The organism is Paenibacillus sp. VTT E-133280 (genome assembly GCF_002264385.1).
GTDB lineage: Bacteria > Bacillota > Bacilli > Paenibacillales > Paenibacillaceae > Paenibacillus_AQ > Paenibacillus_AQ nitricinens.
Genome location: NZ_NFUX01000011.1, coordinates 57,431 through 74,689 on the forward strand (window position 1 = coordinate 57,431; position 17,259 = coordinate 74,689).

The window sequence follows — 17,259 nt, forward strand, 5'->3', positions numbered from 1 at the left end:
GAAGATAGGAGAGAACTATGGCTAAACTGAACACATTCATTCGAGTTTGTATAGCGATCCTTTTGGTGTTAGGCATCGTATTTTTAGGCTCACAAGTTAATTTTATTTTCAGTCCAATCTTGTCTTTGTTCAATGTTATTATCGTGCCCTTAATGTTGGCAGGATTTTTCTATTATTTACTCCGGCCTCTAATCAATACTTTGGAGCGATATAAACTAAATCGCTCTGTTGCGATCATCATTGTATATGTGGTCATTGCATTGCTCTTGTTCGGTTTTAGTATTGGAGTATGGCCTTCACTTCGAACACAGCTAGTTAATTTTGTCGATAATATGCCAAATCTGATCGCAGCCGTGAATCAGCAGTTATTGAGGCTCGAGGACAGTGGATTTTTGGCTTCTATTATCCCAGCAGATATGGATCTTGCTTCCCAATTGACTGAATATTTGAATAAAGGATTTAATCTGATTTCGAATTACGTAACGGGTCTATTCTCCTTTGTTTCAAATTTCGCGATTATTTTATTTACCTTTCCTATTATGTTGTTTTACATGCTTAAGGAAGGTGGGAAATTTGGTCGTAAGATTGTAAGTTTCTTTCCAAAGAAGTATCGTGGAGAAGGAACTACAATGATGAGTGAAATTGACAGTGCGTTAAGTGGATTCATTGTTGGTCGGGTATTAGTCAATCTGGCGCTTGGTGTTTTGATGTATATTGGTTTCCTTATTATTGGACTACAGTATGCATTGTTGCTGACAGTAATTGCTGTTGTAATGAATTTTGTACCTTTCATTGGTGCAATTCTCTCCAGCATCCCAATTTTTATTATCGGATTCATCCAATCGCCGTCCATAGCCGTGTGGTCCATCATCATCGTTCTTGTAGCTCAGCAAATTCAGGATAATCTGATTGCTCCCTACATTTTTGGGAAAAAGCTTGATATTCATCCGCTGACAACGATCATTTTAGTGTTGGTTGGTGGAGATATAGGCGGGATTATTGCGATATTGCTGATTATTCCATTGTATATGATTGTGAAAATCCTCTTGACCAAAGTGTATAATTTGTTTGTTGAGAACCACAGGGCAGAGTCAGAGGTAGAAGTAAAGGTAGAGGTAGAGGAGAGCCTTTAATATCTCTTAAATTAACAAATATGGAGGTTGTTTATATGAATGAAGGAACGGAGCAAGGATTAATTCATATCTCAGATGATGTAGTCACATCGATCGTTGGACAGGTGGTTCTGGAAACGCCAGGTATTGCTGGGATGTCAGGAAGTAATATTTCGGACAACTGGGCCAAACGTTTGGGCGGTAAAAATGTGAAAAAAGGGTTATCTGTAGAAGTGAAGGAAGTAGACGTTGCCATCGACCTGCGGGTTATTGTTAATTACGGATGTGTGATTCAAGAGGTCTGCTATATGCTGCAAAAAAATGTACGTAATGCTGTGGAGAATATGATGGGCTTGTCCCTTGTTTCGGTAAATGTGAAAGTTGAGAAGGTAGCCCTTCCAGTATAAGGATATCTCTCAAATAGGCACCGTGATATAGGCTTCTGCATAGAATGGAGCAAATCCATTTACGGAGGTCAGAGCATCCATGTCGACATATAACACTGGACAGCAAAATAATGTGATTTATCAGGCCGATCCTGCGGTGATCCGGCACCTGCACGGTGTTCGTGATTCCTTGCATCAATCCTGCAGGCCCTATCTTAACCATCAGGTGAGTATACAGACTTTAGATGGCTTAGTGCATGAAGGCACCCTAGCTGGAGTAGATAATAAACATTTATATTTGAACGTTGCGGTGAATGGCCAAATGCCACGCGGTTATTATAATCCATACCAGCCTTATCATCCGCATCCGGGTCCTGGTCCTTACCCAGGTCCACACCCAGGCCCAGGTCCTTACCCAGGTCCTCCTAATAATAATGTGATTTTGCCGCTTGTGTTGTTCGAACTGCTTGCCATTTCTTTACTCTAGATTATCTTGAAAAAGAACATGTGCTGAAATCTAGCCATGTTCTTTTTTGTATACATAAAGTTTACTCTTGATATAATTGCTGTATAACCTGGAGGTGTCATATGATTAGATATCCGATTATGAAGAAAAATGCGACAGTAGGGGTAACAGCACCTTCATCTGGAGTTGGTCCTCAAAACGCAGAGTTAATTAAGTTGGTCTCAAGCCGTTTGGAGTCTAAAGGATTAAATATGATTTGTGGGGATACCGTATGGACGCAAGAGAAAGCTAAATCCGCACCAGCCAAAGTTCGTGCTCAGGAGTTTAACGAGATGATGGGCAGTGAGCATATTGATATCCTTATTCCGCCTTGGGGCGGAGAACTGTTAATTGAGGTTCTTGAATATATTGATTTTGATACTATGAAGGACAAGTGGATCTTAGGCTATTCAGATATTAGCGTACTATTGCTTGCAGTAACGTTAAGGACAGGGATTGCCACAGCCCACGGGACTAACCTCGTTGATTTAAGAGGAGAGTATTCAGATGATACCACAGCCATGTGGGAAGCGGTTCTAGACACAAAAGCAGGGGATTCTATCGTCCAGCATTCTTCACTTAAATACCAGGGGGAATGGCAACATGATGCTCCTACGCCTTATGTATTTCACTTGACAGAAGATACCCGTTGGAAGACAGTATCCTCTGGTCCTATAACTATGAAAGGGCGTTTGCTTGGGGGCTGCATAGATGTAATTAGGCATCTGATTGGCACACCATTTGGGAATCTGCGGCATTTTCAAGAACAAATGATTAACAATGAACCGATCCTATGGTATTTGGAAAACTGCGAACTGAATACGGTTGATGTACGTAGGTCATTAGTTCAGATGAAGCTAGCAGGTTGGTTTGAGAATTGTTCTGGCATTATGTTTGGCAGAAGTCCTGCTAATCGCCCCGTAGAGAACTACACGGCCGAAGACATCTACGCAGAGCTTTCTGAGGAACTCCAGGTACCTATTGTGTATGATATCGATTGTGGTCATATCCCACCGCAAATTACGCTGATTAACGGTGCGTACGCAGAAGTTGATGTGACGGACGGAGTAGGAACGGTAAAGCAATTTTTCTATGAATAGATGCATACAAAAAAAAGGACAACCATTTGGGTTGTCCCTTTTACTATTAGTTCCCTGTAGTTACAATAGCGGTGATTTCCTCGTCCAAGTCTAGCCTTACATCTTCGCGGTATGCACGAATGCCATATTCGCTAAGCATGTAACGTAGGATCGCCTCGATCATGTTGGACTCAACTAAATATTGACTACGTCCCTGTACCCAAACCTCAGCAGAGTATCCGGTGTCTTCTTCCCAGCTCAGTTCTACTTGAACATCTTCAGGGCGAACCGCTTTACGTTCAGCCATGTGTAGACATAGGGCATTGATGATCTCATCCATGCTTAGAACCATTGTTGACATTAGTAACGCCCACCTTGATCTTCTAAGCGACGACGTTCTTTTCTGCGACGGAAGAAGGACATCACGAGCATTACGAGCACATAGATAGCAAGCATATTAATGACGAATCCTAGAATGTTACCGAAGGCACCCATACCGGCGAACATTCCGCCGAACAGTAACCCTGCCAAACCACCGATCATCATACCTTTCATTAAGCCGCCACCGCTGAAGAATCCCCGTTTCGTATTTGCAGTAGATCCTGCTGTGGAGCTTTTAGTGCTATCGCTTTTCCTTACGTTATCGGTTGTTGATTTTTTTGGAGTTGTTGAATAACTACGAGTGCCGGATTTAAATCCGCCACCACCTCGCTTCGCATCCACAAAGTTCGGGGTAGCTACGGCGAAAAAAAGTGTGAAGGCCATTACAATCATCATTACGCGTTTCATTGGTTTCATTTAGTACGAAAACCCTCCTGTGAGTATAAAATTTGTGTGCATGTTCAGTATTACGCAGCTAGTCCTACTAGGTTTCAATTTTTATTTAAAATATAAGAAAGTTTATGCTTGTCATAACTTATACTTTTTTAATCGAAAAAAGCGTGGATCCAGGATCCACGCAATTAGCAGTTAGTAGGTTGTTACTTAAATCATTTATACCCATCAACGACAAGTTCAAGCGCACCGGTAGCCGGATCGATGATCATGCCATGCACAGGTACATTTGGGGGGAGTAATGGATGCTTATTGATCAGACTCACAGTTTGAGCTACCCCTTCTTGGATATTGTCAAACCCGCGTAGCCATTTGGTTAGCTTGATCCCGGAATTCTCCAGCGTGTTCAGCACCTCTTCGGATACTCCACGTTCTTTAATGGAATTGATCATATGGTCGGCGTTGAGGGAAGCCATACCGCATTCATAGTGCCCAACAACGATAACTTCCTCCGCGTCAAGTTCATATAAAGCAACCATGACACTACGCATAACACTACCAAAGGGCTGCGAAATAACCGCTCCGGCATTTTTGATGATTTTGACATCACCGTTCTTAAAGTTCATCGCTTTTGGTAATAGTTCAACCAGACGGGTATCCATACAGGTGATAATCAACATTTTTTTATCTGGATAGCGACTAGTTAAATACGCTTCATACTCTTTATTCTCTACAAAACTCTTATTAAAGCTAATAATATCGGATACATGGCTCATGGCTGTTTTTCCTCCCTATAATCACTAAAATGTACTTACATTACGCATATCTCTGACCAGGATATTTTTTCCGTAAATCTGTGAATCACTGTCTAGCTTAAAGGAAGAGAATCTTTCCTCGGCATCCAGACGCATCTTGTCCTCATAAAAGATTTCCTGCTGGCGGCTTACGATAAAGGGAAGGGAATCACTTTCCATCCTGGAATCGCCGTCCTCCATTTCTGAAACAATTAGTAATACATTAATTCCGTCACACCCGCAGCCTTCCGTATCATAAAAGAGCTTGAAAAATCCTGGCCGATCTTCAAGCCTTTCCTTCAACTTCCTTTCTGCGAGAGGTGTAACCTGAATCATCATAGCCGCTTCACGCTCCTTCAAATTTTGTGCGAAGCAAGTCTTGCTTCTTATGTAACCCATTGAATATTTTAAATTAGAGATGTAATCTCTGAAGTTGATTATACTCATTCAAAAAAGTATCATCAAGAGGAGTCGGCAAAACAGAGAAAGCAGGTGTAATAAAATGGAACAGCAAGTGAAGGAACAGTGGGAAAAATTTAGCGAGTTATTATCAAAAATAAGTGGATATTCAGAGGCCATAGAATTACTTCACTGGGATTTGCGCACCGGTGCGCCGCGTAAGGGCGTAGAGGTTCGTTCGGGTACGATAGGGATGCTAAGTGGAGAACTGTTTAGACTTGGTATTTCGGAGGAAATGGGAGAATTTACAGCATTTTTTACCCGTCCTGAAGTGATTAGCCAGCTAACTCATGATCAGCAGAAAATCGTTACCGATTGCCGTAAAGAATATGAGCGCAGCAAGAGCATCCCTTCCAAAAGATTTGAGGAGTACGCTGTCCTATCCGCGCATTCTCAAACCATTTGGGAAGAAGCCAAGGAGAACGATGATTTTGTCACTTTTGAGCCTTACTTAAGCAAGATCGTTGCTCTAAAGCAAGAGTTTATCGACTACTGGGGTATAAAGGGAACGCGCTACGATACGCTTTTGGATATGTACGAGCCTGATCTAACAGTAGAGAAAGTAGATGAAGTATTCAGCCGTCTGCGCAGCCGCTTGGTTCCATTGGTAGAAGCTATCGCTGCTTCGCCGAATAAACCGGACACAAGTTTTTTGCAGCAGATCTTCCCTAAAGAACAGCAGGAAAAGTTCGGCAACTTTATTTTAGAGCAAATGGGCTACGATTTTGACGCGGGTCGTTTAGATGAGAGTGTGCATCCTTTTGCTACAGGATTGAATCCAGGCGACGTTCGTATTACGACCGCCTACCTGCTTGATAATGTGACTAGTGCCATATTCAGTTCACTGCATGAAGGCGGACATGCGCTTTATGAGCAAAATATCAGCAAGGATTTTGTTGGAACACCACTGGCACAAGGTGCATCGATGGGGATTCATGAATCTCAGTCGAGACTATGGGAGAACATGATCGGACGCAGCCGGGCTTTCTGGCAACGTTATTATGGGGATCTTCAACAACAATTCCCGGAGCAGCTTGCAAATGTGGAGTTGGAAGATTTCTACCGGGCGATCAACAGCGTGGAAAATTCCTTTATCCGGATCGAAGCAGATGAGCTTACATACAATCTGCACATTATCGTGCGTTATGAGATCGAGAAGCTTATTTTTAATGAGGGTCTTTCTGTAAAAGATTTGCCTCAGGTATGGAATGCTAAGTATCAAGAGTATTTGGGTATTACTCCGCCTTCTAACGCTCTTGGTGTGCTGCAAGATGTCCATTGGTCTGGCGGGGATTTCGGATACTTTGCTTCCTACTCCTTAGGTAATATGTACGCTGCACAAATTCTGAATACACTTCGCAAAGAGTTACCGGAGTTTGATGAGTTAATTGCTGCAGGGAACCTACTACCTATTAAAGAGTGGCTAACCGATAAGATCTATCGTTTCGGCAATAGCTTAACGCCTTCACAAATTATTGAGCAAGTAACGGGAGAACCACTGAGTCCAGATTATTTAGCTGATTATTTAGAAGCGAAGTATACGGAGATTTACAAACTGTAATCAAGTAGGATACGCGTGGTATAATAGAAAGAAAGCTTAGACGGAAGGATATGGATATGGCAAATACTCACACCTACAGCCGGAGAGAAGAAGTCGCGAATGCGATTACGCACGGGATTGGAACGGTATTAAGCGTGGCTGCACTTGTTCTGCTTGTTGTTTTTGCAAGTCTGAAAGGAACGACATGGCATGTGGTCAGCTTCTCCATCTATGGAACGACAATGCTGCTTCTGTATCTGAATTCAACACTAGTGCATAGTCTCAAAGAGGGTAAGGCGAAGGATTTGTTCGAATTTTTCGATCATTCCGCTATTTATCTGTTTATTGCTGGCACGTATACCCCCTTTTTGTTAGTCGCCATTCGGGGAACGCTTGGATGGAGTTTGTTCGGCGTTATTTGGGGAATCGCAGTGTTCGGCGTTTTCTTCAAGGCATTTTTTGTTAAAAAGTTTCTGTTCATGTCAACCATATTCTACATTGCAATGGGCTGGCTGATTGTAATCGCTTGGAACCCTCTTTCGGCTGTTGTAGCTGACGGAGGAATGATCCTGCTGATGGCTGGAGGTATACTCTATACATTAGGTACTGTTTTTTATGTATGGAGAGGGTTTCCATACCATCATGCGATTTGGCATGTATTTGTCCTTGCGGGTAGTGTCACACACTTCTTCGCCGTATTGATTTATGTACTGCCGATCCAATAATTTCAAGCGGATTTATTGCGTGAAAAAGGGATTTTTAATAAAGAAAGAGATGACAAGCAAAAATGCTTGACATCTCTCTTTCTTTTAGGTATCATAAGGGACGTTGTGAAGGTGTAAAGTGTTTTTCCTTGACGAAGGGAGTGCCCTTAATGAGTCAGGAGAATAGGCTCGAGAAAACGAATCGTATAAATCTGCTTTTTGCCTTTTATGAACGACTGCTTACAGATAAGCAGCAAACGTTTCTTAAATATTATTTTCACGACGATTTTTCCTTGGGAGAGATTGCCGCTGAATTTGAAATCAGCCGCCAAGCCGTTTATGAACATATTAAACGGGCGGAGCAAGTCCTAGAAAATTATGAAGAAAAACTTGGTTTATTAGTGAAGCATGAGAGTCGTACCAAATATTTAGAAGAACTGCGCAGACTGCCGGAGAATGGGATGCTGCCTGAGCAATATAAACTTCGGTTCGCGGAGATCGTGGATCGCTTGCAGAGGTTAGAGTAGCATGAAGGGAGAAACTGCATATGGCGTTTGAAGGTTTAACCGGAAGATTGCAGAATGTGTTCAGCAAGCTGCGCGGTAAAGGTAAAGTATCCGAAGATGATGTGAACGAAGCTATGCGCGAAGTACGGTTGGCCCTTCTGGAAGCCGACGTTAACTTCAAGGTAGTTAAAGAATTCGTGGCTAAGGTGAAAGAAAAGTCTATTGGCACAGAAGTGATGGACAGCTTTACACCTGGGATGGTCATTATCGACATCGTTAACAAGGAACTAACCGAGCTGATGGGCGGAAGCCAAGCGAAGCTGGCCAAGTCGAACAAGCCACCAACTGTCATTATGATGGCGGGTTTACAAGGGGCGGGTAAGACAACCACTTCGGGTAAGCTGGCCAAGCTGTTACAGAAGGGCAATCATCGTCCATTGCTTGTTGCGGCAGATATTTATCGCCCTGCTGCGATCAAACAGCTGCAAGTACTTGGAGAACAAATTAAAGTTCCAGTATTCTCGCTGGGTGATCAGACTAGTCCGGTAGAGATTGCCAGACAAGCTGTACAACATGCGAAGGATAACGGACTTGATTATGTAATTATTGATACTGCAGGCCGCCTGCACATTGATGAAGAATTGATGGAAGAACTGAAGCAGATTCGGGGCATTGTAAATCCTGATGAAGTTCTGCTAGTAGTAGATGCAATGACCGGTCAAGACGCCGTGAACGTAGCTGAGAGCTTTAATAAGCAGCTTGAGCTTACAGGGGTTGTATTGACGAAGCTTGACGGCGATAGCCGCGGTGGTGCTGCACTATCCGTCAAAGCCGTAACTGGTTGCCCGATCAAATTCGCTGCGTTAGGTGAGAAGATTGACGCATTGGAGCCGTTCCATCCGGAACGTATGGCTTCGCGGATTTTGGGTATGGGCGACATGTTGTCGCTGATTGAGAAAGCTCAAGCGAACATTGACACGGATAAAGCTAAGGAAATGGAACGTAAGATGCGCAATGCAGAATTTACGTTTGATGATTTCCTTGAGCAAATGGATCAGGTGAAGAAGCTTGGCCCGATCGATCAAATTCTTGACATGCTGCCTGGCATGAACAAAGCCAAGGGCATTAAGGATTTGAAGGTTGACGACAAGCAAATGGGCCGCGTTGAAGCCATAGTTCATTCTATGACTAAGACTGAAAAACGTCAGCCCGAGATCATCAACCATAACCGCCGCAAGCGTATTGCTGCTGGTAGCGGAACTTCGGTTGCCGAGGTCAACCGCCTCATTAAGCAATTTGATGAGATGCGTAAGATGATGAAGCAATTCTCAGGCATGATGGGCGGAGGCGGCAAAGCCTCTAAGAAGAATGCGATGAAGCAGCTTAAAGGTCTAGGTGGAAAAGGTATGAAGTTCCCTTTTAAATGATCTTGCTGTTCTAATATCTCGAAACTATTATAAGGAGGTGATTTTTCGTGGCAGTACGTATTCGTCTGAAAAGAATGGGAGCGCATAAAGCGCCTTTCTATCGTGTAGTGGTTTCCGATTCCCGGTCCCCTCGTGACGGTCGTTTTATCGAGGAAATCGGTTATTATAATCCGATTGAACAACCGGCAGTAGTTAAGATCGATGAGGAAAAAGCTCTTAAATGGCTTCAAACAGGTGCGCAAGCATCTGATACAGTACGCAACTTGCTTTCCAAAGCAGGCGTAATGAAGAAGTTTCATGAGCTTAAGCAACAGAAATAATGACTGATTGCGAGGGTCCTCTATGGAAGAATTAGTTGGAGTAATTGCTAAGGCTTTAGTGGATCATCCAGAAGATGTGACGGTACGAGCGGTGGAGAAGGATCACCTAATTGTCTATGAACTGTCCGTACATCCTGATGATGTTGGAAAGGTCATTGGCAAACAAGGAAGGATCGCTAAGGCGCTCCGTACAGTAGTCACATCTGCAGCAGTCAAGAGCGATAAACGCGTAACTGTAGATATTTTATCTTAAATGATGCGTACAATGAGGGGCTAGGGATAGTATATCCCGGCTCCTTTTTGTTCAAATATAGATTAGATGAAGCTTGTAAAGGAGAGGGTTGTATGACAGAAGAGTTAACCGTAGGCAGACTTGTGAACACACATGGTATTCGCGGTGAGATTAAAGTTCTATCCCATACCGATTTCCCTGATGTTCGTTTTGCTGCAGGTAAGAAGTTGCAGGTGCTCCCAGCAGATGGCAGTTCTAAATTCGAAGTAACAGTAGAATCCGCTCGTGAGCACAAGGGTATGTTCATCGTTAAGCTTAAAGGGTATACGAACATCAATGAAGTGGAAAAATATAAAGGAAGCCTCCTGAAGGTTCCGAGTAATGATCTGGTGGATCTCCCTGAGAACGAATACTACTTCCACCAAATCGTCGGTTGTGAGGTATACACGGATGAAGATGAAAACAAACCACTCGGTACGATTACAGAAATCTTACAGCCTGGTGCGAATGATGTATGGGTTGTTAAGCCTGCAAAAGGACAAGACATCCTAATTCCTGTAATTAACGATGTAGTCCTGAATGTAGATATAGAAGCCAAGCGAATTATTGTTCATTTGATGGAAGGGTTATTGCCATGATGAGAATTGATGTGCTTACGCTCTTTCCAGAAATGTGCGAAGGCGTATTCAGCACAAGTATTCTTGGTAAAGCACGTGAAAAAGGAATCGTTTCCTTAAATGCAGTGAATTTCCGTGATTTCTCGGGAAATAAGCATAATAGTGTGGATGATACACCGTATGGCGGTGGCGGGGGCATGGTGCTCAAGCCGGATCCGATTTTTAATGCAGTCGAGCATGTGCTTGGTATTACACCGAACGAGGAAGAACGTAATGGATCTGATGAAGAGGTTTCTGTGAAGCCACGTATCATTCTTATGTGCCCACAAGGAAAAACTTACAATCAGAAGATTGCAGAGGAACTGGCGCAAGAGCAGCATCTAATCTTCATATGTGGGCATTATGAGGGATATGATGAGCGGATTCGTGAGCATCTGGTAACAGATGAACTTTCAATGGGTGATTATGTGCTTACAGGTGGAGAGTTGCCTGCGTTGACGGTTATAGATTCGATAGTCCGGCTTCAGCCGGGGGCACTTGGAAATGAAACCTCTGCGATATCTGACTCGTTCAGCACGGGACTGCTAGAATATCCACACTACACACGTCCTGCCGAGTTTCGTGGCTGGAAGGTGCCGGATATTTTGCTGAGTGGTCATCATGCTAACATCGACATATGGCGGAGAGAGCAGGCACTGTTGCGCACATTGGAACGCAGACCGGACCTGCTTGAGACTGCAGAGCTTACATTGAAAGACAAAAAGACACTGGAACGTCTAAGAAATGTGGACAAGCCGGAGTGATAATTTAATGAAACAGGTATATTTGACGTCTTTTTAACGTATCTTACGTTGAGGAGGCGTTTTTGTTATGTGTACCTGAGAACAAATCAAATAATAGTTTTCAAAATAATATGAGTATTGGTGCGTTAAAAGCTTCTATTTAGGGTAATGAATAGAGGTGCCGCACTAATATATGCAGCTGATCACGCAGCAAGCTTAACTATTGAAGGGAATGAACTGAAGTGACTACGAAGACGCATGAAGAATTCAAGCCTAACGTGGACACAATCCACAAGGAGGCGGAGCCGCTCCGCACCGTGAATGATATTATCGATTTTTATACAAATCGCAATTCCCATTCGCCATTTAAAGAGTGAACACATAAGATTGAATGTTAGGGATTGACCGCCGCGTAAATAAAACCATTAGAAACAGTGAATGTGTTCGCTGTCGCTAATGGTTTTATTATTATTGTTAAATAACCACTTTCCAATGAGATCTAGCATCTCAGCGAAAAGTGGTTATTTTTTGAAATTATAAGAAAGTATATGATTCACGATATACTTTATCCTTATAATTCTCGCACAAACGCTTACCGTCCTTAAAAGGACGCCTAAGGCGTTTTAGCTTGCTATAAGAGTTCGTGGAGGCACATGTTATTCTTTGCGTAAGATTTTGTGTACTCCTGTAAGGAGTGAGTAAAGCGCAACACATACGAGAACAGTAACAGCCCATGCATAGTTGCGGACGGTGTAAGTAAGTGAAGCTAAAATGACGAAAATGGTGATACGCAGTACGCCTTCTTTAATAAACTGTTTTCTTTCTACATTCATGAGATTGGCCTCCTCGAATGGATGTGATATTGCGGACTGCAAGCTGAAGATAGGTCTTACATTATCTATAGCCTTAAGGAATACGAAAGATACAAGGATCGAAAAAAGTAAATATTAACCCAATGTCCGACCTATGTAAGTTCGCCGTTACCGACCTGTACTCCTACACATAGATTATATCATTACGAACAAGGAGGAGTACACTAGTGGAAGCTTATTATAACTGTTTGCGTTGTAAAGATAGAAGGGTACGGATTCTGACTAGAGATGGTAGACAGCACGAAGGCGTTATTACAGATGTAGATAGATACAATGTTTACTTAAGAACTGGAAATGGTTCTGTGCATACTTCTGCGTTTTATGGAAATCCTTATGCCGGAAATCAGATCTTAACTTTGAGTCTGTTCACTCTGCTGGCCATCGCATTAATCTAATCATTTGGAACCAAAAACAGACCGCTCGGGTTTCCCGGACGGTCTGTTTATTACTGATTACTGTACTGTAATTGCACCAATATTTGAGCTTAGGGACAGCAAGGGTCCGCCTCCATTGATATCGGTCTTTCCACCTTCTACACCCTTGATTTGCCCGAGATCACTATTGGCTTCCAGGCTGCATTTCATACCATCGGCCAGGACAGCACTGAGGCTGCCGACCTCTGTTTTGGCTTTTAGGCTGCTATCATCCTTCATCCCTGCTATATCCATTCTTATACTGCCAGTATCGGATTCTACAGTGGATTTTCCAGTGATTTTAGCCCCTTCAATATTGATGGCTCCGACGTTGCTGACGATATGATAATTACCCTCTAAATTACGAAGGCGAATTTGACCTACGTTATTTGTAATTTTATATTTATTCATGCTGGCGGGGAGCTCTATATTATAGCTTATGCTAAAATCTGAATATCCATATTTGTCTTGCGCCCATGTCCATAAGTCCTTCTTAGGACTTGTTTTGGAATGCGTAGACACCTTCAAAGTATCACCACTAACCTCTACTAAAATTTCAGCATCATCCATAATCTTTTGACGGTCAGACGTATGGAGAGAGCTGTTGTGGGATGAGATCGTTGCATTTACATGGATCAGATCTCCTGTAACAGCTGTTACTTCTATTTCTCCTACTGCATTGTCCATGCTGAGCACGGATGCTGAACCGATCGCTTGCGATAAGGAGAGTTCTTTGTTAATGCTGTCTGCTTTAACTTCATCAACTACCTTAGTAGCTGTTTCCTCAACAGCTTGCTGCACAGTTGCAGCTGCTTTTCCTAGCTCTTGCTTGACAACTTCACCAAAGTTCTGGTGCGCATCCTCAGAAATACTTTTTTCAACCTCATTTTTGGCAGATTGTCTGCCTGGTAATTCAGTGCAACCCGCCAAAAGTACGATAGATAATACGGCTACTGCTGCTAACACACTATTATTATTCCTTTTCCTCATTGAACAAACTCCTCCTCGTATATGGGTGTATGTGATCTGACATATGTGATTTCGTTATGTACTTCTGTAAGTATAGCTTATGGGATTTATCTGTAAAAACGGCTGGAGGCGGGTTATTATACTGGACCAAAGACTAGGTCTCAAAAGTGTTCACTACACTTCGATTTTTAATTGTGCTAAAATAAATGAAAGATCACTCGCTGAATAAATACGGTTACGATACATATTTAAAAGGGCGCGGAAATCCTCATATTGTATACAGATATAGACCGTTACCTCACTTGCAGAACAGGGCGGTCTTTTTACTTTCTTTCTTTAATAAATCTTGAAGGGTGGAGGGAGCCAAATGAAATATGTAGCCATTTTGCTTGCCTTAGTAGTTTTGACAGGCGTATATTTTTTAGTCTGGAAACGGAAAATAAATACCACAAAAAATTATCCGCGTACTACACGGAGTAATGTAATCTCAATGGATAGTCATCGTAAAGCCAAACAGAGCCCAGGGGAGCAGCCCTGCTCTTCTTGTAAGAAGAAGAATGGAAAGCTTGTCTTCTATGCACAAGATAACGGAACTGTGGTTGGTCTATGTAAAGATTGCCAATCGAAGGCGAAAAAAAGAGATATGCTACCGCTTTAAATAGAAAAAATAAGTTGTATTAGCCCGTCCTTTATGGTATTATTATCTCTGTTGTGTGGAATACGGTGGTCCGCTGCGGATAATGAGGGAGAGCAAAGTTCTCTCCGGAAGAGGCAAGAACACCTGTACGGAAGGAGGAAGTCCTTAATGAATATCCTACAAGCTATTACGCAAGAGCAACTTCGTAAAGATATCCCGAGTTTTCGCCCGGGTGACACTTTGAAGGTGCATGTAAAAGTAATCGAGGGAACTCGTGAGCGTATCCAGTTGTTCGAAGGCGTTGTAATCAAACGTCGTGGCGGTGGAATTAGTGAGACTTTTACGGTTCGTAAAATTTCTTACGGTGTTGGTGTGGAAAGAACATTCCCAATCAACTCGCCTAAAATCGAGAAAATCGAAGTGGCTCGTCGTGGTAAAGTGCGTCGTGCTAAACTTTATTATCTTCGTGAACTACGTGGTAAAGCAGCGAGAATTAAAGAAATTCGTCGCTAGAATAGTGACAAAGGAAAGGGGCTTGAGTTCAAGCTCCTTTCGTTTTATTATTTTTTGAAAATATAAGAAAGCATAAGTTCCACGTTATACATTATTCTTATATTTCTCGCATAAACGCTTACCGTCCTTAAAGGACGCTGAGGGCGTTTTAGCTTGGTATATAATGCGTGCGACATATACGCTTGGGGATCAGCTTCTCCGAAAAGGCCTCCTGAAGGAGTATCTGTGGAGGGGTTTTTGGCAGGAGTTTTTTTGTGTTGTATAGTAATAGTAAGAGTAGTATTAAGAGAGGACGGTGAACTATGCAGCAGGAACAAAGTGAAACTTTGGATTCAAGCGCGCAGAACCCACGTAAACCCAAAAACGAAGTCTTGGAATGGATCAAGGCCATTGCGATTGCTTTAGTGTTGGTTTTTCTGATTCGCTGGCTTTTGTTCAAGCCTTTTATTGTAGATGGACCTTCCATGCAGCCTAATTTCCATACTGGAGAACGTGTTATCGTAAATGAGATTTTGTACGATATTAGATCTCCACAGCGGGGCGAGGTTATAGTATTCCACGTGCCTTCTGAGGGCAGAGATTTTATTAAACGTGTAATTGGTGTGGCTGGAGATACCGTGAAAGTAGAAGGGGATGTAGTTACAGTTAACGGAGAAGTTGTTAACGAGACATATATCCAAGGCGCTATTGATGCTGCGCATAGTAACAACGCTCTGTATAATAATAAAGACTTCCCGAATGAAAAGTTCACGGATGGTACTGTACCTGAAGGACATGTTTTCGTTATGGGAGATAATCGCTCGGATAGTACGGATAGCCGAATGATCGGTTATGTACCTCTAGGTGATATTGTGGGCCGGGCCGATTTAATCTTCTGGCCGATAAAGGATATTACACTGATTAACCATTAAGTTGACAGAAGTCAAAGGAGGTGACGGCAATGGCCATTCAATGGTTTCCTGGTCATATGACGAAGGCTAGGCGGCAAATCGAGGATAAGCTGAAGCTGATTGATGTTGTAATAGAATTGCTCGATTCCCGTCTGCCGCTTTCCAGCCGCAATCCGATGATTGACGATATTTTGCGGGACAAGCCAAGATTGATTATTTTGAACAAGGCGGATCTGGCAGATCCTGAAATTACACGGAAGTGGCTGGCGTACTTCAAGGGACAAGGGCATGTTGCTTATCCTGTTGATGCATCTACTGGAACGGGTGTTAAGGATATTCCAGAGCAGGTCAAACTGTTGTTAAAAGAAAAGATTGACCGGCAGATCACAAGGGGAATGAATCCGCGAGCTATGCGTGCATTGATCGTTGGTATTCCTAACGTTGGTAAATCAACACTCATTAACCGGATGGCTGGTAAGAGTATTGCTGCTACTGGAGACCGCCCAGGGGTAACCAAGGGTCAACAGTGGATTAAGACAGGCGGCAACTTGGAGCTTCTGGATACCCCAGGTATACTATGGCCGAGGTTTGAGGACCAAGAAGTAGGTTATCGCCTAGCGGTAACGGGTGCAATAAAGGAAGAAATCCTAAATATTGAGGACATTGCCTTTTATGCAGTGAAATATTTGGTGAAGGACTACGGTTCTAGATTTCAAGAACGCTTTGGCATTGAGAAGCTTCCTGAGGATCTGGAGAATCCAGATGAGATCGTAGCTGTTATGGAAGCTGTGGGTCGTAAACGCGGTTGTCTAATTAGCGGTGGACGTGTAGATCTGGAAAAAGCTTCGCGGGCCTTGTTACATGAGCTACGGGCAGGTAAGCTTGGACGCTTTACGCTGGAAACGCCTTAAGTGGTGTGAAAGCTGCGTTTAATGGACTAGGTATGGAAGAGCCATCCGAAATTTCGGAGGCTCTTTTTTTATGGGAATGGATCAAATTGGAACGCCTATTTTAAGATGACCATGTAAGCTTTACTATGATAAGCTGACTTATATAGATCATAGAATAATTCATAATTGGCGGTGACAAATTAGTGAGTTCGTTAGATATGTTGGCCTATGAAAAAGAAGGCTGGGAACAGTCTTATCGCCGAATAGCAGGCGTAGATGAAGTAGGAAGAGGATGCTTGTTTGGGGACGTTGTCGCAGCAGCGGTGATTTTGCCGGAGGGGCTTATTATTGATGGTGTAAATGATTCCAAAAAACTTACAGCGAAGAAGAGAGAGGCTTTATACGAGATTATAATGGAGCAAGCGCTGGCAGTGGGTGTGGGTTATGTGGATTCTAATGTTATTGATGAAATTAATATCAAGCAGGCTTCACGTCTTGCCATGAAAAAAGCGGTAGAGAGTCTGGAACACACTCCTGACTATATGCTGATCGATGCTGAAAAGGTAGATCTCCCTTTGCCGCAACAGGCAATTATTAAAGGAGATGCTAATAGTCAGTCCATTGCTGCGGCTTCGATTATTGCTAAAGTAACACGAGACAGGCTGTGTGAAGGTCTTTGGGAGGAATTATACCCTGATTATGGGATTGCGATACATAAAGGTTACGCGACCAAGCTTCACCGGGAACAAATTACAGCTCTAGGTCCAACACCTATGCATCGACGCAGTTTTATTGGGCGGATTCTCGCGGAGCAGCAAATGTTATTCTAGAAGCAATG

24 protein-coding genes are annotated in these 17,259 nt (G+C 42.9%); 18 read left to right on the plus strand and 6 right to left on the minus strand.

The genetic code is table 11. From position 1 onward, the window contains the following. Positions 1-17 precede the first annotated feature (17 nt). The 4 genes from CA600_RS07180 (at position 18) to CA600_RS07195 (ending at position 3,103) form a co-directional block, all read left to right on the plus strand. A complete protein-coding gene (locus tag CA600_RS07180) occupies positions 18-1,133 on the plus strand; it encodes an AI-2E family transporter (protein ID WP_094869578.1) in 1,116 nt (371 codons plus the stop codon). Between the two features lie 35 nt (positions 1,134-1,168). After that, positions 1,169-1,519 carry an Asp23/Gls24 family envelope stress response protein gene (locus CA600_RS07185; protein ID WP_042129003.1) on the plus strand — a complete coding sequence of 117 codons (351 nt, stop codon included), beginning with the start codon at positions 1,169-1,171 and terminating at the stop codon, positions 1,517-1,519. Positions 1,520-1,598: 79 nt separating this feature from the next. After that, a complete protein-coding gene (locus tag CA600_RS07190) occupies positions 1,599-1,985 on the plus strand; it encodes a hypothetical protein (protein WP_094869579.1) in 387 nt (128 codons plus the stop codon). A 101-nt stretch (positions 1,986-2,086) separates the two neighbouring features. Further along, complete coding sequence (locus CA600_RS07195) at positions 2,087-3,103, plus strand: S66 family peptidase (protein WP_094869580.1); 1,017 nt, start codon at positions 2,087-2,089, stop codon at positions 3,101-3,103. A 46-nt stretch (positions 3,104-3,149) separates the two neighbouring features. Here CA600_RS07195 and CA600_RS07200 read toward each other — a convergent pair whose 3' ends face one another. The 4 genes from CA600_RS07200 to CA600_RS07215 all read right to left on the minus strand — a co-directional run bounded on the left by CA600_RS07200 (position 3,150) and on the right by CA600_RS07215 (position 4,989). Beyond that, positions 3,150-3,434, minus strand: coding sequence for a YxcD family protein (locus CA600_RS07200; protein WP_094869623.1), 285 nt, complete (start codon positions 3,432-3,434; stop codon positions 3,150-3,152). Between the two features lie 8 nt (positions 3,435-3,442). Beyond that, complete coding sequence (locus tag CA600_RS07205; RefSeq protein ID WP_042194151.1) at positions 3,443-3,871, minus strand: membrane protein; 429 nt, start codon at positions 3,869-3,871, stop codon at positions 3,443-3,445. A gap of 200 nt (positions 3,872-4,071) precedes the next feature. Beyond that, a complete protein-coding gene (locus tag CA600_RS07210) occupies positions 4,072-4,632 on the minus strand; it encodes a beta-class carbonic anhydrase (RefSeq protein WP_094869581.1) in 561 nt (186 codons plus the stop codon). A 24-nt stretch (positions 4,633-4,656) separates the two neighbouring features. Continuing rightward, positions 4,657-4,989, minus strand: coding sequence for an iron-sulfur cluster biosynthesis family protein (locus CA600_RS07215; RefSeq protein WP_094869582.1), 333 nt, complete (start codon positions 4,987-4,989; stop codon positions 4,657-4,659). 163 nt (positions 4,990-5,152) lie between these two features. Between CA600_RS07215 and CA600_RS07220 the strand changes: the two genes are divergently transcribed. The 8 genes from CA600_RS07220 to trmD all read left to right on the plus strand — a co-directional run bounded on the left by CA600_RS07220 (position 5,153) and on the right by trmD (position 11,258). Beyond that, the gene (locus CA600_RS07220) at positions 5,153-6,670 is read left to right on the plus strand and encodes a carboxypeptidase M32 (protein ID WP_094869583.1); all 1,518 of its coding nucleotides are present in this window, start codon (positions 5,153-5,155) and stop codon (positions 6,668-6,670) included. A 56-nt stretch (positions 6,671-6,726) separates the two neighbouring features. Continuing rightward, on the plus strand, positions 6,727-7,374 hold the full coding sequence (gene trhA / locus CA600_RS07225; protein ID WP_042189474.1) for a PAQR family membrane homeostasis protein TrhA: 648 nt from the start codon (positions 6,727-6,729) through the stop codon (positions 7,372-7,374). Between the two features lie 149 nt (positions 7,375-7,523). Then, positions 7,524-7,880, plus strand: a complete 357-nt coding sequence (gene ylxM / locus CA600_RS07230) for a YlxM family DNA-binding protein (RefSeq protein WP_036688609.1) — start codon at positions 7,524-7,526, stop codon at positions 7,878-7,880. Positions 7,881-7,900: 20 nt separating this feature from the next. Beyond that, positions 7,901-9,286: a signal recognition particle protein gene (ffh, locus tag CA600_RS07235; protein WP_094869584.1), complete on the plus strand. Its 1,386-nt coding sequence runs from the start codon at positions 7,901-7,903 to the stop codon at positions 9,284-9,286. A gap of 47 nt (positions 9,287-9,333) precedes the next feature. Further along, positions 9,334-9,606, plus strand: coding sequence for a 30S ribosomal protein S16 (gene rpsP / locus CA600_RS07240; RefSeq protein WP_036688604.1), 273 nt, complete (start codon positions 9,334-9,336; stop codon positions 9,604-9,606). A gap of 22 nt (positions 9,607-9,628) precedes the next feature. Next, entirely contained in the window at positions 9,629-9,859 is a 231-nt protein-coding gene (locus tag CA600_RS07245; protein ID WP_042128982.1) for a KH domain-containing protein, read from the plus strand. Between the two features lie 92 nt (positions 9,860-9,951). After that, positions 9,952-10,476, plus strand: coding sequence for a ribosome maturation factor RimM (gene rimM / locus CA600_RS07250; protein ID WP_094869585.1), 525 nt, complete (start codon positions 9,952-9,954; stop codon positions 10,474-10,476). Then, a complete protein-coding gene (gene trmD / locus CA600_RS07255; RefSeq protein ID WP_094869624.1) occupies positions 10,476-11,258 on the plus strand; it encodes a tRNA (guanosine(37)-N1)-methyltransferase TrmD in 783 nt (260 codons plus the stop codon). Before rimM ends, trmD begins: the two co-directional genes overlap by 1 nt. 635 nt (positions 11,259-11,893) lie before the next feature. On the opposite strand, the gene CA600_RS31150 is transcribed toward trmD, so the two are convergent. Beyond that, a complete protein-coding gene (locus CA600_RS31150) occupies positions 11,894-12,070 on the minus strand; it encodes a hypothetical protein (RefSeq protein ID WP_156113147.1) in 177 nt (58 codons plus the stop codon). 206 nt (positions 12,071-12,276) lie between these two features. Between CA600_RS31150 and CA600_RS07260 the strand changes: the two genes are divergently transcribed. Next, on the plus strand, positions 12,277-12,504 hold the full coding sequence (locus tag CA600_RS07260) for a hypothetical protein (protein WP_094869586.1): 228 nt from the start codon (positions 12,277-12,279) through the stop codon (positions 12,502-12,504). Between the two features lie 57 nt (positions 12,505-12,561). Here CA600_RS07260 and CA600_RS07265 read toward each other — a convergent pair whose 3' ends face one another. Then, the gene (locus CA600_RS07265) at positions 12,562-13,512 is read right to left on the minus strand and encodes a hypothetical protein (RefSeq protein ID WP_094869587.1); all 951 of its coding nucleotides are present in this window, start codon (positions 13,510-13,512) and stop codon (positions 12,562-12,564) included. Between the two features lie 346 nt (positions 13,513-13,858). Here CA600_RS07265 and CA600_RS07270 point away from each other — a divergent pair, with 346 nt between their 5' ends. The 5 genes from CA600_RS07270 (at position 13,859) to CA600_RS07290 (ending at position 17,251) form a co-directional block, all read left to right on the plus strand. After that, positions 13,859-14,149: a hypothetical protein gene (locus CA600_RS07270; protein WP_094869588.1), complete on the plus strand. Its 291-nt coding sequence runs from the start codon at positions 13,859-13,861 to the stop codon at positions 14,147-14,149. Between the two features lie 147 nt (positions 14,150-14,296). Next, positions 14,297-14,641: a 50S ribosomal protein L19 gene (rplS, locus tag CA600_RS07275; RefSeq protein ID WP_042128973.1), complete on the plus strand. Its 345-nt coding sequence runs from the start codon at positions 14,297-14,299 to the stop codon at positions 14,639-14,641. A gap of 302 nt (positions 14,642-14,943) precedes the next feature. Then, positions 14,944-15,552: a signal peptidase I gene (gene lepB, locus CA600_RS07280; RefSeq protein WP_094869589.1), complete on the plus strand. Its 609-nt coding sequence runs from the start codon at positions 14,944-14,946 to the stop codon at positions 15,550-15,552. 29 nt (positions 15,553-15,581) lie between these two features. Then, positions 15,582-16,442: a ribosome biogenesis GTPase YlqF gene (gene ylqF, locus CA600_RS07285; protein ID WP_094869590.1), complete on the plus strand. Its 861-nt coding sequence runs from the start codon at positions 15,582-15,584 to the stop codon at positions 16,440-16,442. A gap of 197 nt (positions 16,443-16,639) precedes the next feature. Further along, positions 16,640-17,251 carry a ribonuclease HII gene (locus tag CA600_RS07290; RefSeq protein ID WP_094869591.1) on the plus strand — a complete coding sequence of 204 codons (612 nt, stop codon included), beginning with the start codon at positions 16,640-16,642 and terminating at the stop codon, positions 17,249-17,251. Positions 17,252-17,259 lie beyond the last annotated feature (8 nt).